Origin of the sequence: Psychrobacter frigidicola (genome assembly GCF_007997305.1) — a bacterium.
Lineage (GTDB): Bacteria > Pseudomonadota > Gammaproteobacteria > Pseudomonadales > Moraxellaceae > Psychrobacter > Psychrobacter frigidicola.
This window is the reverse complement of the sequence record NZ_VORZ01000002.1, coordinates 210663-227586: the sequence shown is the minus strand read 5'-3', so window position 1 is coordinate 227586 and position 16924 is coordinate 210663. Positions and strand designations below refer to the sequence as shown.

At 41.9% G+C, this 16924-nt stretch carries 11 protein-coding genes; 2 read left to right on the top strand and 9 right to left on the bottom strand.

The window, feature by feature from the left end:
* Positions 1-109: 109 nt before the first annotated feature.
* The 7 genes from lpdA to sdhC form a co-directional block, all read right to left on the bottom strand.
* Positions 110-1558, bottom strand: a complete 1449-nt coding sequence (lpdA, locus tag ES754_RS07540; protein ID WP_147223580.1) for a dihydrolipoyl dehydrogenase — start codon at positions 1556-1558, stop codon at positions 110-112.
* Between the two features lie 295 nt (positions 1559-1853).
* Positions 1854-3098 carry a 2-oxoglutarate dehydrogenase complex dihydrolipoyllysine-residue succinyltransferase gene (odhB, locus tag ES754_RS07535; protein WP_147223579.1) on the bottom strand — a complete coding sequence of 415 codons (1245 nt, stop codon included), beginning with the start codon at positions 3096-3098 and terminating at the stop codon, positions 1854-1856.
* A 186-nt stretch (positions 3099-3284) separates the two neighbouring features.
* Positions 3285-6149 (bottom strand): 2-oxoglutarate dehydrogenase E1 component, encoded by a 2865-nt coding sequence (locus ES754_RS07530; protein ID WP_147223578.1) that lies wholly within the window; start codon positions 6147-6149, stop codon positions 3285-3287.
* Between the two features lie 965 nt (positions 6150-7114).
* Positions 7115-7825, bottom strand: a complete 711-nt coding sequence (locus ES754_RS07525) for a succinate dehydrogenase iron-sulfur subunit (RefSeq protein ID WP_147223577.1) — start codon at positions 7823-7825, stop codon at positions 7115-7117.
* A 207-nt stretch (positions 7826-8032) separates the two neighbouring features.
* The gene (gene sdhA, locus ES754_RS07520; protein ID WP_147223576.1) at positions 8033-9883 is read right to left on the bottom strand and encodes a succinate dehydrogenase flavoprotein subunit; all 1851 of its coding nucleotides are present in this window, start codon (positions 9881-9883) and stop codon (positions 8033-8035) included.
* A gap of 335 nt (positions 9884-10218) precedes the next feature.
* The gene (gene sdhD, locus ES754_RS07515; protein ID WP_227678022.1) at positions 10219-10605 is read right to left on the bottom strand and encodes a succinate dehydrogenase, hydrophobic membrane anchor protein; all 387 of its coding nucleotides are present in this window, start codon (positions 10603-10605) and stop codon (positions 10219-10221) included.
* Between the two features lie 20 nt (positions 10606-10625).
* Positions 10626-11012: a succinate dehydrogenase, cytochrome b556 subunit gene (sdhC, locus tag ES754_RS07510; protein WP_147223575.1), complete on the bottom strand. Its 387-nt coding sequence runs from the start codon at positions 11010-11012 to the stop codon at positions 10626-10628.
* Positions 11013-12092: 1080 nt separating this feature from the next.
* Here sdhC and gltA point away from each other — a divergent pair.
* Positions 12093-13373 carry a citrate synthase gene (gene gltA, locus ES754_RS07505; RefSeq protein WP_147223574.1) on the top strand — a complete coding sequence of 427 codons (1281 nt, stop codon included), beginning with the start codon at positions 12093-12095 and terminating at the stop codon, positions 13371-13373.
* A 123-nt stretch (positions 13374-13496) separates the two neighbouring features.
* Here the strand turns inward: gltA and ES754_RS07500 are convergent, their stop codons facing one another.
* On the bottom strand, positions 13497-14480 hold the full coding sequence (locus tag ES754_RS07500; RefSeq protein WP_227678020.1) for a hypothetical protein: 984 nt from the start codon (positions 14478-14480) through the stop codon (positions 13497-13499).
* A 166-nt stretch (positions 14481-14646) separates the two neighbouring features.
* On the bottom strand, positions 14647-15186 hold the full coding sequence (locus tag ES754_RS07495) for a type IV secretion protein Rhs (protein ID WP_227677870.1): 540 nt from the start codon (positions 15184-15186) through the stop codon (positions 14647-14649).
* 264 nt (positions 15187-15450) lie between these two features.
* Here ES754_RS07495 and ES754_RS07490 point away from each other — a divergent pair, with 264 nt between their 5' ends.
* On the top strand, positions 15451-16740 hold the full coding sequence (locus tag ES754_RS07490; RefSeq protein WP_147223572.1) for a replication-associated recombination protein A: 1290 nt from the start codon (positions 15451-15453) through the stop codon (positions 16738-16740).
* Positions 16741-16924: the final 184 nt, after the last annotated feature.

Sequence of the window (16924 nt, the reverse complement as noted above, 5' to 3'; positions counted from 1 at the left end):
ATAAAAAGTGAAAGTAAGTGCGCGGCAATAGTTATCTGTCGCACTTTTAACAGGATAATAGCACTCATAATAGCGAATACTATTACCTTGTCAGATTATAACTTACTGCTTATTTACGTTTTTTGCGCTGAATAGCATGGATAGGACGACCATCAGCTGATAAAGCGGCTTCATGTACTGCTTCTGATATCGTTGGATGTGCAAAAGTCATTAGCTGCAAATCCTCAATACTAGAGACAAACTCCATCGCAATCATACCTTGATGAACGATATCACCAGCACCAGCTGCGATAGCATGCATACCTAGCAGGCGATCAGTTTTGGCATCAGCTACAACTTTGATAGAGCCTTCAGCTTCGCTTTGAGCCAGCGCACGACCGTTAGCGGCTAGGTTAAATGAACCGGTTTTAACTTCATAACCTGCATCAGTTGCTTCTTGTTCAGTCAAACCTACCCATGCAATTTCTGGATGAGTATAAATCACGTTGATGATAGTATCATAGTTGATTTGCGCTTTTTCGCCATGCATACGCTCAACGGCCATGATGCCTTCTTCCGATGCTTTATGCGCAAGCATTGGGCCACGTACTAAATCACCGATAGCATAAACACCATCAAGATTAGTTTTGCACTGGTCATCAACATCAATCAAACCACGTTCAGTTAGTTTGATACCGCTGTCTTCACCAAGTAACTTTTCAGAATAGGCACGGCGACCAACACAAACGATTAGCTTATCAAAGCGCTGCTCTGATGACTCGCCTTTGTTTTCACTAGTAACAACGACTTCATCACCTTGGACTTCAGCTTTGATAACTTTGGTATCAACACGGATATCAAGACCTTGTTTTTTGAACATTTTAGCGGCTTCTTTAGCCATATCTTTATCAGCAGTAGCTAAAAAACTAGGTAGCGCTTCATAGACGACTACTTCGCTACCAAGTCGACGCCAGACTGAACCAAGCTCAAGACCAATGACGCCTGCACCGATTACACCTAAACGCTTAGGGGTTTCAGTAAAATCTAGTGCACCTGTTGAGTCAACGATACGGTCATGATCAGTTTTAGCAACAGGAATATCGATAGGGATAGAACCTGACGCAAGAATAACGTTTTTTGCAGTAATAGTAGACTCAGCATCATCATCAGCTACAAATTTTACTTTTTTATCGCTACCTTTACCGTCGAGTAACGTGCCCCAACCTTGTAGCCAATCGATACCATTACCTTTGAATAAACCTTCAATACCACCAGTCAATTGCTTGACAATAGCTTCTTTACGGCCAATCATCTGTTCGATATCGATAGTGACATCACCAGTGCTAATGCCGTGCTCGTCAAGGTCATGTTTAGTGGCTTCAAAACGATGTGAAGTGTCAAGCAACGCTTTTGATGGGATACAACCGACGTTTAAGCAAGTACCGCCAAGAGCAGGCTCGCCTTTATAAATACGTTTTTCGATACAAGCCACACTCATACCAAGTTGAGCTGCACGAATAGCGGCTACATAACCACCAGGACCGCCGCCAATAACGACTAAATCATAATTATCTTTCATAATATGCTTCCATGTTTTATTTATAGTTACTTGTTCATTCTGATCATCGTCGTGCAAATATTAATAAATCAAGAAAAATTAAATTAACCATATGAGTACTGTATAGCTAATACGCTATCTCATTGAGGTTTACCTATTTGTGTAGAGAATATCGATGACTTATAGTGATGAATAGCTGCTAGACTCGCTCAGATCATTGCCTACACGGCAAGAATATATAAACAATAGCTACGATAGCTATCTATAACAAAGGTAAAAAGCTTGTACCAGCATTTGCAAATACAAGCTTATAAGCTTACAAGTCTAATAAAAGCAAAGATGGATCTTCAACCAACTCTTTAATCGTTACTAAGAACTGTACCGCTTCTTTACCATCAATCATACGGTGGTCATAAGATAGCGCCAAATACATCATTGGTAAAATTTCAACCTTGCCATTGACTGCCATTGGGCGATCGTTAATAGCATGCATACCAAGAATAGCTGTTTGTGGTGGGTTCAAGATAGGCGTGGACATGAGCGAGCCAAATACGCCACCGTTTGAGATAGTGAAAGTACCACCAGTCATGTCTTCTAAACCAAGCTTACCTTTTTGAGCAAGGCCACCAAGCTCACGAATACGGCTTTCAACATCAGCCATGCTCATGCGATCCGTATCACGTAATACAGGAACGACTAGACCACGGTCTGATGATACGGCAACACCGATATCATAGTAACCATGATAGACAATATCATCACCATCTAGTGACGCATTAACGGCTGGGAAGCGTTTAAGAGCTTCGGTCGCTGCGCGTACAAACAATGACATAAAGCCTAAACGCACACCATGACGTTTTTCGAAACGGTCTTTATATTGCGCACGAAGATCCATTAATGGCTTCATATTGACTTCGTTAAACGTGGTCAACATTGCCGTATCTTGTGACGCTGATAATAGACGCTCAGCCACACGCTTACGCAAGCGAGTCATTGGTACACGTTTTTCGCTACGCTCGCCAACAGATTCAGCAACAGGCTGTCCACTGTCAGTTTTAATACTGCTATCAGCTTTTAGCGTTGGGCTTGCCATATCAGTTTTAGTCACACGTCCACCGCGGCCGCTACCTTCAACATCTTTAGGATCAACGCCAGACTCTTTTGCCGCTTTACGAACTGCTGGACTTTGATCTTTATGATCTTTTTCTTCAACGTGAGGAGCAGGTGGTCGTCCAGGTAGATCGCCGTAACCGGCTTGCTTTGGCGCTTCTTCAGGTGCAGCAGTATCTTCTTTATCGGCCGCAGGAGCATCAGCGCTGCCCGTAGCACCCGCTTCAAACTCTGCAATCAACTCATCAGACAAAACTGTATCATCAACTTGCTTGACGATTTTAGTCACAACACCGTTGTCAGGTGCAACAACTTCTAATACTACTTTATCCGTTTCGATTTCAGCTAATAAGTCATCACGGTTAACTTGTTGACCTTCAGTGACATGCCATTCAACGATTGTGCCATCGGCAACCGATTCTGGAAAAACGGGGGCTTTAATCTCAGCCATCGATATACTCCTTAGATTTTGATATTACTATTTATTATAAAGTCGTGATGGGCAATCAGTTCTTATAATAGATAGCATTATAAATAATGCTATCTGATATATAGTTTTATAATTCCTGACTGTCATCGCCTGATTGATATCACTTGTATTAGTAGCTCATATATTAATATTTCTTAATCAGATAAGTTATTTAGCTAACTCATCAACACTAATGCCAAGACCACCAGAAATTAGTGCTTGCTGCTGTTGAATATGTATTTTTGCAGAGCCGGTCGCAGGTGCTGCACTTGCAGGACGCGCAACTGGATCTAACAATCTTGCTTTAGACGGATGGTCTACAACAATACGGTACATAGAGGGCGCTAAATAATACCAAGCACCTTGGTTTAATGGCTCTTCTTGCGTCCAGACTATCTCAGCTAAGTTACTGTATTTTCCAATCTCAGCAACCAAACGTTTTTCTGGAAGAGGGTAAAGCTGCTCGATCCGTACAATAGCAATATGATCAAGACCTAAGGCACGACGCTGTTCAAGTAGGTCATAATAAACCTTACCGCCACAAAGTACCAAACGTGTGATTTTATCAGCATTAACATTATCGATCTCTGGCAATACGGTCTCAAATTTACCGCTGGCCAATTCCTCTAATTGTGAGGTTGCAAGCTTATGACGCAGTAGGCTCTTCGGTGACATCACAATCAATGGCTTACGAATAGGACGAACCGCCTGACGACGTAGTGCATGATATATTTGCGCTGGTGTCGTCGGAGTGATGACCTGCATATTATCTTCTGCACACAGTTGCAAGAAACGCTCAAGACGTGCTGAAGAATGCTCAGGACCTTGACCTTCAAAACCGTGTGGCAATAACATGGTCAAGCCGCAAACGCGCTGCCATTTCGTCTCGCCACTGGCTATAAATTGATCAATAACCACTTGTGCGCCGTTGACGAAATCACCAAACTGCGCTTCCCAAATGACTAAAGCATTTGGTACCGTGGTTGCATAACCATATTCGAAAGCCAATACCGCTTCTTCTGATAGTAATGAGTTATAAGTGGCAAAGCGTGCTTGCTTATCGCTCATATGGGCAAGAGGCACATACATGCTGCCATCATTCATATTGAACAATTCACTGTGACGATGCGAGAAGGTACCACGGCCAACGTCTTCACCAGTAATACGGACTAAAACTTCATCATTATCGACTAGTGTGGCATAGGCTAGGGTCTCAGCAGCACCCCAGTTTAAAGGCTCTTCGCCAGTCTGCATCGCCAAACGCTGCTCAACGACTTTTTGTACCTGACGTTGTAGTGTATAACCTTCTGGCATCTCCGCCATTTTACGACCATATGCTTTTAATTTTTCGATATCAACACTGGTGTCCCACTCATCCACTAAGTCGTGATCCAAATAAGGCGCCCAGTCAACAAACATATCTTCATTCGGCTCAAGAACCAAAGAGTTTGCTACATATTCGCCACGGTCTAAAGACTCACGATATTCATCTTCATATTTCAGCGCATCTTCAGCGGTGATAATACCTTCTGCGATCAACTTTTGCGCATATAATGTACGCGTGGTTGGCAATTTCTTAATAACCGCATACATCAATGGCTGTGTTGCTGATGGCTCGTCCGCTTCGTTATGACCGTTACGACGATAGCAAAATAAATCGATGATGATATCTTTACCAAATTCATGGCGGTAGTCCAATGCTAATTGCGCAGCAAATATGACAGATTCAGGATCATCACCGTTTACGTGCAGAATTGGTGCATGTACCATTTTTGCCACATCAGTACAATATTCGGTAGAGCGCGCATCTTCTTGACGGCTGGTTGTAAAGCCGACTTGGTTATTGATAACAATACGTACAGTGCCACCCGTTGTATAAGCACGGGTTTGTGACATCTGGAAAGTTTCTTGTACCACGCCTTGACCAGCAAACGCTGCATCGCCGTGAATGACGATCGGTAGTACTAGATTACCAGTGGTATCATTACGACGCACTTGACGTGCACGGACTGAACCTTGAATGACTGGTGACACAATTTCAAGATGCGAGGGATTAAAGCCTAGAGCTAAATGCGCTTCACCGCCTGGCGTCATCACGTTCGATGAATAACCGTTGTGATATTTAACATCGCCCGAGCCCTTTTCTGGCTGAACTTTACCATCAAACTCATCAAATAAATCGGCTGGGTTTTTACCTAAAACGTTAACCAAAAGGTTTAGACGTCCACGGTGCGCCATACCAATGACAACTTCTTTAGTACCATAACCACCAGCGCGCTGAATGATTTCATTAATAGCAGGAATAAAGCTTTCGCCACCTTCCAAACCAAAACGTTTCACGCCCGTGTATTTACGTGCTAGATACTTCTCAAGACCTTCAGCAGCGGTTAAACGTTCAAAAATAGATAAGCGTTTTTTTGTATCAAATTCGATATGCCCTAAATTAGTCTCTAGATACTTCTCCATCCAGCGCTTTTCAGTGCTAGTGGTCACGTGCATGTATTCTACGCCGATATACCGGCAGTAGACGCGTTCCATGATTTCGATAATCTCACGTAATGGTGCTTCAGTTTTACCGATACTTAGATCACCGGTAGAATACACAGTATCAAGATCAGAGTCTGATAGACCATGATAGGCTAATGTCAGATCTTCAACCGCAGCACGCGGATGTAGCTCTAGTGGATCAAGATTAGCACGGCGATGACCACGACGACGATAAGCAGAAATGAGCTGTTGTACGCCCATCTGTTTAGGGTCGGCACAATTCCCGGCGTTGCTAGAAGATCCAGTAGCACCTGATGTACCTTTATTAGCAGTTTGATTACGCGCAAGCAGTAAGAACTGGTCTTGAATGGCGTTATGCTTAGCATCGTTAGGAGATTGGTATTGTTTAAAATAATCTTGCCAATCCGTATCAACGCTATCAGCATCGCTTAGAAACTGCTCATAGAGGGATTCAATGTAATGGGCGTTGTCAGCGGCGAGTTCAGTGTGTCCTGCGTCGGCTGGTTTTTTAGTTATACTATTCATAATAATCGTCTATTTGATAGATAAATGAATGGAATCGTGCTTATTGTTGTGTGATTCGTCGTATGCTGGGTGCTTAGACAAATTGGCGTGTACCATAAGATACTGTTTGCAAGGAATGCGATTGCTGAGAGGCTGTTATTAACTAAAAGTAACTTATAATATTTTTATCTTAAAGATATCGAATTGATACACAGTATGATGCAACATTATTTACTATAGTCTTAATTATTTGTGAACGTCCGGTCTTGTTTACTGCCTCGTTCCACAAAATCAATTCATATATACTGACATCAGCCATAACTTGTTTATTAATAATACCGCTCCGTATAAGAGCTTTAATATATAGTTATGTCACTCAGCTAACCAATCACTCGGCTATTTCCTGCTGCAAAAGTCTTTCCTTGACTGATAAACGCTGTTTTTTGCCAAACATACATTGCTGTCTAGGATAGCACGTATAAATAATCTCACATAGTTTGTTTGTTCAATAGTAGGTATTTACGTAATAAATAGCTACTATTCCTAGCATTTTTGCTCTGTTTTTACCTTTTGCTATTACTAAAGAACTCTCATAGCGGATTAAAATCAATTCTTATTGAGAATGAGATAAATTTTACTGCTGCTATGATAGCACTTTTATTGTAAAATTTTTATCACAAGTTTGCAGATATTAATGTTTTTTTGGTGGTTTATTATTACTAGTATATAAATGAAGCATATGGATACTTTTTGATTGTTCTTAAATATAAACCGCTCTACTATACTGTCAGTTTGAAGCAAAAATATGAATGCTTACATGCTACCCACGTGACGCTTGTATAAGGTTACATCAGGTTATCTGACCGTTACGATTTCGCTTACTCTTGTACTTTTTATCTACTATTCAATCAACCAAAAAAAACACCGCTCAATAATATGGCGGTGTTCTTAATAGGAGCGATAGATAAAATGTAACGTAAAGACCATTAACCGGCTAGATCGAGCAACATACTGCGTAAGTTACCAATTGCTTTTGTTGGATTCAGACCCTTTGGACAAACAGAGACGCAGTTCATGATGCCACGGCAACGAAATAAGCTGAACGGATCGTCTAGGCGAGCTAAGCGTGCTTGAGTATCCGTATCGCGGCTATCGACAACGAAACGGTTAGCATTCAGTAGCGCTGCTGGGCCTAAAAACTTATCTGGGTTCCACCAAAATGATGGGCAACTGGTTGAACAGCACGCGCATAAAATACACTCATACAGACCGTCCATCTTTTCACGCTGCTCAGGGGTCTGCAAACGCTCAGTCGGCGGCGCCGGCTGATCATTGAGTAAGTAAGGATGTACCTTTTCATATTGCTCATAGAATTGGTTCATATCAACAACCAAGTCACGCACAACAGGCAGACCTGGTAACGGACGAACAGTAACTTTTTCAGGCAAGGTATTCATGTTGATTAGACATGCCAAGCCATTTTTACCATTTATGTTCATACCGTCAGAACCGCAAATACCTTCACGGCATGAGCGACGGAAGGTAAGCGTTTCATCTTGCGTTTTTAGACGCAATAACACGTCAAGCAACATACGATCTGAATCTAGTAGCTCAACCGTATAAGTTTGCATACGCGGCGCTGCGTCCTGATCAGGATCGTAGCGATAGATTTCGATGGTGCGAGTACCTCGGCTCATAATGCTAAACTCCACACGTAGGTGATGGTGGGCAGACAAAACCAATAACTTACCAGCGCTTATATTTACATTGTAAAATTAGGGCTGGCGTCGTTTTACTGTAGTCTTGTCGCTGGCGGTCACCTGTCTAATAAATTAATAAGGGACAAAATATTTAAGCGGTTCGTGCGCCTAAGACGCACGAGTGCTAAATAACAATTATGCTGGTTAGTAAACGCGAACTTTTGGTTCAACGTAATCTACCGTCAGTGGGATTTTACGCACTGGTTTATAAACGATTTTGTTACCTTCAGAATACCACAAAGTATGCTTCATCCAGTCGTGATCGTTACGGCCGTTTGGTGCATAGTCATCGTCTTCAGGACGGTCATAATCTGCTACACTGTGCGCGCCACGGCTTTCATGGCGATGGGCCGCCGATACCATAGTGGCTTTCGCAACCTCATAAAGGTTGGCAACTTCGAAAGCTTCAATACGCGCGGTATTGAAAACTTGTGATTTATCAGACAGATGAATTTGGTCAATTTTTTCGCCCAGTGCTAAGATTTTCTCAACACCTTCGTCCATCATCGCTTGAGTACGGAATACACTGGCATGCAGTTGCATAGTCGTACGAATCTCATCAGCCACTTCTTGGGCATTGTAGCCAGAGGTTGACTGCTGTAATTTGTCTAAACGCTTAACCGTATAGTCAAGTACATGGGTATCAAGCGGCTTATAGTTATGGTCTGCATGATGATACTCATCAACGATATGTTTGCCAGCTGCACGGCCAAAGACCACTAAATCAAGCAGGGAGTTAGTCCCTAAACGGTTAGCACCGTGGACACTAACACAGGCACATTCGCCAATCGCGTAAAGACCTTTGACCACATTGCCTTTTTGATATAGACCGTCTTCATCCGCACCCGCTTCTAAATCAGGAGTAATTACCTGACCATGAATCGTGGTAGGAATACCGCCCATCATATAGTGAATGGTTGGAATAACAGGAATAGGCTCTTTAGTAATATCAACGTTTGCAAAGTTTTTACCAATCTCAAATACTGATGGCAAGCGCTTCATAATCGTTTCAACACCTAAATGAGTCATGTCCATAACGATATAATCACCATTAGGACCACAACCGCGACCTTCTTTGATTTCTTGGTCCATAGAACGCGATACTAAGTCACGGGGTGCCAAATCCTTTACAGTTGGCGCATAGCGTTCCATAAAGGCTTCGCCGTCTTTATTACGTAAAATAGCCCCTTCACCGCGGCAACCTTCAGTCAATAGTACGCCAGCACCTGCCACACCCGTTGGATGGAACTGCCAGAATTCCATATCCTGTAATGGAATACCTGCACGAACGGCCATACCAATACCGTCACCAGTATTAATGTAAGCGTTAGTAGAGGCAGCAAAGATACGACCAGCACCGCCCGTTGCTAAAACCGTAATTGGAGATTGGAATACCGCAACCGTACCTGTTTCTTGCTCAATAGCGATGACACCATTGATATTGCCAGCTTCATCTTTAATTAAATCAAGTGCAATCCACTCGATGAAAAACTGAGTACCTTGTTCTAAATTCTTTTGATATAAGGTATGTAGCAATGCATGACCAGTACGGTCAGCAGCGGCGCAAGCGCGTTGTACGGCTTTTTCACCATAGTTTGACGTATGACCACCAAACGGACGCTGATAAATCGTGCCATCCTCATTTCGGTCAAATGGCATGCCCATGTGCTCAAGCTCGTACACCACTTTTGGCGCTTCTCGGCACATGTACTCAATAGCGTCTTGGTCACCCAACCAATCTGACCCTTTTACGGTATCATAAAAGTGGAAATGCCAGTTATCGTTACTCATGTTACCGAGGCTTGCACCGATACCACCTTGAGCTGCGACAGTATGTGAGCGCGTGGGAAATACTTTAGTGATTACCGCAACATTCATGCCCGCTTCAGCCAGATGTAGGGAGGCACGCATACCTGACCCACCACCACCTACGATGACCGCGTCATAGTTCAGAGTTTTGATGTTGCTAATGGTATTATCTTGTCTTGTTGCCATTACGGTTTTCCTAATGCCTGTTGATGCTTGCGAAGTAAATAAAAAGATTGTCTAATAAGTCACTATGTCCAAACTACTGATATACATTATTGATTATTTCGCATATCCAGTTGTCTTATAAATAACTCAAACTACCCTCAACCACTTACTAAAATTTGCATATTCATCGTTATGTAAGGCTTAGCTTCTTACTATATAAGCCAGCATCACATAAACTTATGAATCCTATGTGGCTATCAACGGACTACTTTTAAACACATTAACAGTCAATAAACCTGACTGAGTAGTCCTTCATTATTTATAAATTCTATACGTTTATTTATAAAATTTAGGACTTAAACAGCAACGACACCAAAGCCGTTACCCCAAAAAATCATGATACCCCAGAACAAATACACTAAGATGGCGATAATCATTAAGGCTTGTAATATCAAACGTAGGCTAGAGGCGCTAGAGCCTAGTTTTCCTGTCGTAATATAGTCAGTAAATACCGTCCACATACCCACCCAAGCGTGTCCGGCAAGAGCAATGATAGCGACTAGACTAAACAAGCGCATCGGCAAGCTGGTCATAAAATTTGACCATTCGTAAAAATCCACATTGCCATGCATTAAAAAGAAGCCAAGCAACACCACACTATAGACTGCCAATACCACAGCACTAATGCGCTGGACCACCCAATCACGGGTACCTGAACCTGTTAAACCAGTAGCACTCTTGATTCCTGAATCATTTTTAATCATTAGAACATCACCCATACAAATGACGCGGCAATTAGAATGGCAGCAATCACAAAGCTGACCATAGTCGCCATACGTGCAGATTTCAGCTCTTCATTCCCACCATTATCAGCAACCAGATGCTTAATACCCATCACAAAGTGATAAGCGATAAAGGCGACGAATGCCCAAGTCAAAAAGCGGATAAGAATATTATCGAATACGGTCTCAAAACTCTCAGGCGACGCCAAAGAAGTTTGGAGTAACCAAAGCATGACAGGAATAAGTAAGAATAAAATAATGCCAGAAATACGATGCAGAATTGAGGCAATCGCAATCGGTGAGCTGTTAACGCTAATCACTTGGCTCAATGGCAAATTAATGGGTCGGTTGCTTTTCACAGCGGGCATCCTTTTACGGTTATACTCGTTTAACTGCTAGTGACACTTATAGTGGCAATTTGTGCCCTTAAAGCATATGGCAATACACGAGACGAATAAAGTAAGGAAAAGCTAGCTGACTTTGCTAATTTTGTGCAAATTTGTCGTTCTAAACTAGATGAGCAGCTATTTGGCTTATCCTTGTTCAATAAGACTGTTCATTCACTAGCTGGTATCACTAATAAGAACTAGTATCACTCATGTTACTGGTATAAATATAGGCACTACAATTGCGTCTTGGTTGAATATACTGGCTGTTCTATTATTATGTCTATCGTTATCAAGTTCATCTAATAGGTTGTTTAATATTAAATATCTAATACATCACAGCTATCTTTTATTAAGAAGAACTACACAAAAACCCCTATAAAAATAGAACAATTAACAGTAACATTCAATACATGAACTATTATAATACCCACAAAGTAGTGAAACAATCGTAACAAAACATGAAGATGCATACTGTTGCGAAATAAACTCTATTATTAATTAGGCAGAATTAATCTTTTCGATTTATACAAAATTAGCATTCGTCAATGGTTTCAATTATAAAATGGCTGCTCACTAATTACAAATTTATCCCGTAAATAGTGGATATGTGGCAATCACTAATAATAATTTTCGATAATCCAAATTTATTATTATTTTAGTAACCCTATTTGAATAATAAGAATGACAATATTATTTCGCTGTTAGCCATGCCCTGTCTGTTTCTACCAAATTATTTATTAAAAAAACTGTTGAAATATTATTAAAAAGAGACGTTCATTATCATCATAACCATTATTGAATTGGATAGCGAAAATATTAAAAAACGAACAAAATAACATAGCAGACATGTTTTGATACAAAAATTACAGTCATCAACGGCCTTGAAACCACGTAAATCCGAGGGTCTACTATGAAAACTCTTTTCAAATGTTGCAGGTTTACTGGTAATATAACTGGATTATTAAATTAGTTAATCGGCAGTTTGTTTATTTGACTAATAATAACGCGACGCTACACGTCGATAGCACGTTTACTCTAAAAACCAATGGAGAAAAAATTATGGCTGATAATAATGCCACCCTAACAGTAGATGGTAAGGATTACCAACTTCCTATTACTGAAGGTACTTTAGGACCGTCAGTTATCGATGTCGCTGCTTTTCAAAAGGCGGGCTACTGGACTTATGATCCAGGCTTTATGGTAACGGCTCCTGTTGAATCAAAAATCACGTTTATCGATGGCGGTAAAGGCGAGCTGTTATATCGCGGCTATCCTATCGATCAGTTGGCGAACAATGCTGAATATTTAGAAGTCGCTTATGCTCTTGTTCATGGCGAACTGCCTAACGCTGAACAAAAGAAAGCTTTTTATGCAAAAATCCATAGCCATACGGCTGTGCATGACCAGTTGCGTAAGTTCTTCGAAGGTTTCCGCCGCGATGCGCATCCAATGGCAATTATGGTTGGTGTGGTCGGTGCACTGTCAGCGTTCTATCATGAAGGCTTTGACGTTAATGATGAGCGCCATCGTGAGATCACGGCGATTCGCCTGATTGCTAAAATGCCAACGCTGGCGGCAATGAGTTATAAATACTCGCAAGGCGAACCGTTCATGTATCCACGTAATGACTTCAATTACGCGGAAAACTTTGTATACATGATGTTTGCGACCCCTGCAGATGTGAACTTTAAGGTCAATCCAATCATCGCTGATGCCTTGGATAAGATTTTCACCTTGCACGCTGATCATGAACAAAATGCCTCAACGTCTACCGTACGTTTGGCAGGTTCGACCGGTGCAAACCCTTATGCTTGTATCGCTGCAGGTATCGCTGCCCTTTGGGGTCCCTCACATGGCGGCGCCAACGAAGCTGTTCTTGAAATGTTAGATGAAATCGGTACGGTTGAAAATGTACCTGCCTTTATGGAAAAAGTAAAAAGCCGTGAAGTGAAATTGATGGGCTTTGGTCATCGCGTCTATAAAAACTTTGATCCGCGCGCACAAGTATTGAAAAAGACTTGTGATGAAGTGCTAACGGCATTAGGTATTAATGATCCTAAGCTTGAATTGGCCATGGCACTTGAGAAAATCGCCCTTGAAGACCCGTTCTTCATTGAGCGTAACTTATATCCAAACGTTGATTTCTACTCCGGTATCATTCTAAAAGCCATTGGTATTCCAACGTCAATGTTTACGGTTATCTTCTCATTGGCTCGTACTTCTGGTTGGATCAGTCATTGGTTAGAGATGCATAGTGAACCCTTCAAAATTGGTCGCCCACGCCAGTTATATACGGGTGAAACGCAACGCGACTTCGTTAAAATCGAAGACCGTAAATAAGTTTCAATATTAATTAACTTAAACTAATAAAAAATCCTGCACATAGCAGGATTTTTTATTGCTCTCTGTATTAAACACCTTTAAAAAGTATCTAATTTTAGAATGATTTCTGACTAATTATTACTATTGATACTCTTTCAGCGTTTGCTCATATTTGGCAATTTGCTCATCATAGCCTTTGATAGTGTCATTAAATTTGGCTAATAAGCTTTCGAATTCTTGTTGTTGGGTGCGTTCCATTTGTTGCATATCGAGCGCCTGCTGTACTTCTATTTGCTGCCATACTTGGTACTGTATTATCAAGCGTCCTAATGCGGGACTTTTTATAGTCAAGCGTTCAGCAATTTCAGGGTGTTCAAATAGTTGTGGTACTAAGGTCGCAATATTCAATAAGGTATCTGCCTCTTTTGCGCTTAACGCGTCTGCTGCTGGCTGATAAAGTGCTTCTATGGCTTGCTGATAGTTTTTAATAATCTGATCTTCGGTAAACAATTTTGGTTCGTGTACCTCAAGGCTCAAGCTTTTTAACACGTTCAAATCGCGCTCGCCTACCTCAGTACTGACATTTATTTCGGCATTATCTGCTGTATTAGCACTAGCAGAATTGTCAGTCGTAGCATTATCAGTATCAATCACAGTCTCAGCAGTAGCTGAGTTATCAGGCGCTACGGACCTGGCAGTCGTCGTTTGAGTTTCAGACTTGCTATTAATAACCGATGTCGAAGCGTCAGGATTAATGGCTGGCAAGACGTTGTCGCTATCCGCGGTATCTGCCGCTTGCAGCGATTCATATTCTGCTTGCATACGCCGCTGTAGACCTTGCATTTGGGTCACATACAACGGCTGAAATTGTGCGATGTGTGCGGCAGCAGATTCACTTTGCAAAGCGGGTTTATTATCTTCCACACGTTGTTGCTCAGTAGTCTGACTGATAGTACCTTCTGCTGTCGTGTCGGTTTGCTGCTGGCACGCACTTATTAATAATGTCGCTGCTAATAGGAACGCAAGTACAGTAGACTCATGCCATAAGTCACTTCTAGTTTTACGGTGAATAGTAGCAGTATTACGAGAGACAGTATCGGGCGTTGGTGTCAAAAAATGAAACATCACGGCACAGTTCCTGTTTTAAAAACAAAAAATTAAGGGTAAAACTGTTTATTGATCTTAGCTATAGTTATAAATAATAAGCTAAATATTATTTATAGCAAATTATACTAGCATAGCGATTATTAGTAGCTGCTGAAGATAAAACTGTATATGCAGAGGCTACATACTACGCATTAGCAGCCGTCTTCTTCTGCAAAAATGGAATACAGGCCACCAGTAACTCACAATCTTGTCCACGATGTCGGCGGACGAAATAGTCCTGCACCATACGCGCTTGCTGCTCGATACCATAGTTAAAAAATGGCTTTCCCGCTATCAATACATAATTATAACGGCGATTCATCAGCGCACCGCGCACAACCTTAAGACCTTGCTGCAACTGCCAAACGTGCGTTAACTCATGAATGAGCCAGCTTTGTTTGCTGATTGATGCCTGAGTAAAATCAATAATCCAATCGGTGTGATTAAAATAAATATTACCATTGGGGCTGACGGCATAGTTTTTGAGTACCCACCATGCCGTTTTAAGTTGTACCTCATCAAGCTGGATATTATCGCCAAATACCGAACGCGCAAGGGCAATCTCAGCTGTATTCAGCTTACGCGTTAGTTTGTGTGAATGGGGTGCTAAGCATTTAAAAACACATAAATGCCACTTTGACTTGTGGCCTCTTTTACGAGATAACTTGATGGTTGGCCTTGGCATGGTCGGTGATTGTCTCCATAACTGTTAATATCTTTGTTGTTTAGTAACTCTATTGTTTAGTGCCTCTATTGTTTAGTACTTTTATATATAACTATTACTAAGATGTTAATAAGGCTTAAGACCCTATAATAAAAGCGCTGTGGACATAAGTTGTACAGTTACGTGACTTTTTTTAACGCAGTTTTGCGTTAGCCTATTTTATATGCTGTCTGTAACGATGGCTGTAATCGCTTTTTAAATTGCTTATTTTCCAGTGAGAGCCTTATGTCACAGCCCTTCCATGCTGATACACCCCTTGCCCAGCGTATGCGCCCTGCTAGCCTTGATGCCATTATTGGACAGGCGCATCTATTAGCGGAAGGTGCGCCGCTACGACGTTTGGTTGAGCAAGGCCATTTACCATCCATTATATTGCATGGCGAGGCCGGCATTGGTAAAACGACGATTGCGATGTTAGTGGCTGATGCCGTTGGCAGGCCATTTCATGCCCTGTCTGCTATCAATACGGGCGTCAAACAGTTGCGCGAGGTACTTGATAGTAAAGACTCATTAAGTTTTGAGTCGCCAGTGGTGTTTATTGATGAGATTCATCGTTTTAATAAAGCGCAGCAAGATGCTTTATTAGGAGCAGTAGAATCTGGTGACATTACTTTGATTGGGGCAACCACTGAAAACCCTTCTTTCAGTGTTAATAATGCGCTGTTATCCCGTTGCCAAGTGTATCGCTTGCAGCCGCTAAGTAATGAGCAAATTACGGCGGTGCTACAGCGTGCGATTGCAGAAGATACAATCCTAAAGAATCTTACTATTGATTTACAGGCGCAAAATTTTATCAGTGAATTGGCTCATGGCGATGCGCGTAAGGCGCTAAATTTATTGGAGCTTGCTATTCAAACCGCTGACCCGAAGCAGTCACCCATTATCATTGATGAAGCGCTAATTGGACGAGTAGCACAAACAGCACTAGTACGTTACGACAAAGATGGTGAGCAGCATTATGATATCGTCTCAGCGTTGATAAAATCAGTGCGCGGCTCCGACCCTGATGCGGCTTTATATTGGATGGCACGGATGTTAGTTGGCGGCGAACCGGCAGACTTTATTGCACGGCGTTTAGTACTTTTGGCCAGTGAAGATATCGGTAATGCCAATCCCAATGCCTTATTGCTTGCCGATGCAGCGCTGCGTAGTGTGCAATCGATTGGCATGCCCGAGGCGCGTATTATCTTAGGGCAAGTGGTGGTATATCTGGCTACCAGTGCCAAAAGTAACAGCAGCTACAAAGCTATCAATGCCGCTATGAAATTAGCAGAAAAAGACGCCTCACCAGTGCCGTTACATCTGCGCAATGGCGTCACCAAATTGATGCGCAATGAAGGTTATGGCGTCGGCTACGCGTATCCGCATAATTATCCCAATCACTATTATCCGCAAAATTATTTGCCTGACAACTTAATAGGCACGCACTTTTATGAATTTGCAGACAATCAGCGCGAGCAGCACAGCAAGAAATTCATGGATTGGTTAAAAAGTCAGGCGGCGAGCAATGATTAAGCAATGAGGTCTAAATACTAACGATCGAACAGCAATCGCTAAACTTTTATAATGAATACTATCGAAGTCAGTAGACGCCATGGTTAAGTGATAAGGCAGCGCGGCACTGCAAAAATCGTTAAAATATTGCCATAGCTTTCCGACGATTAATAAATATCCAATGCTTGTGCGTGGCTGTACTTAA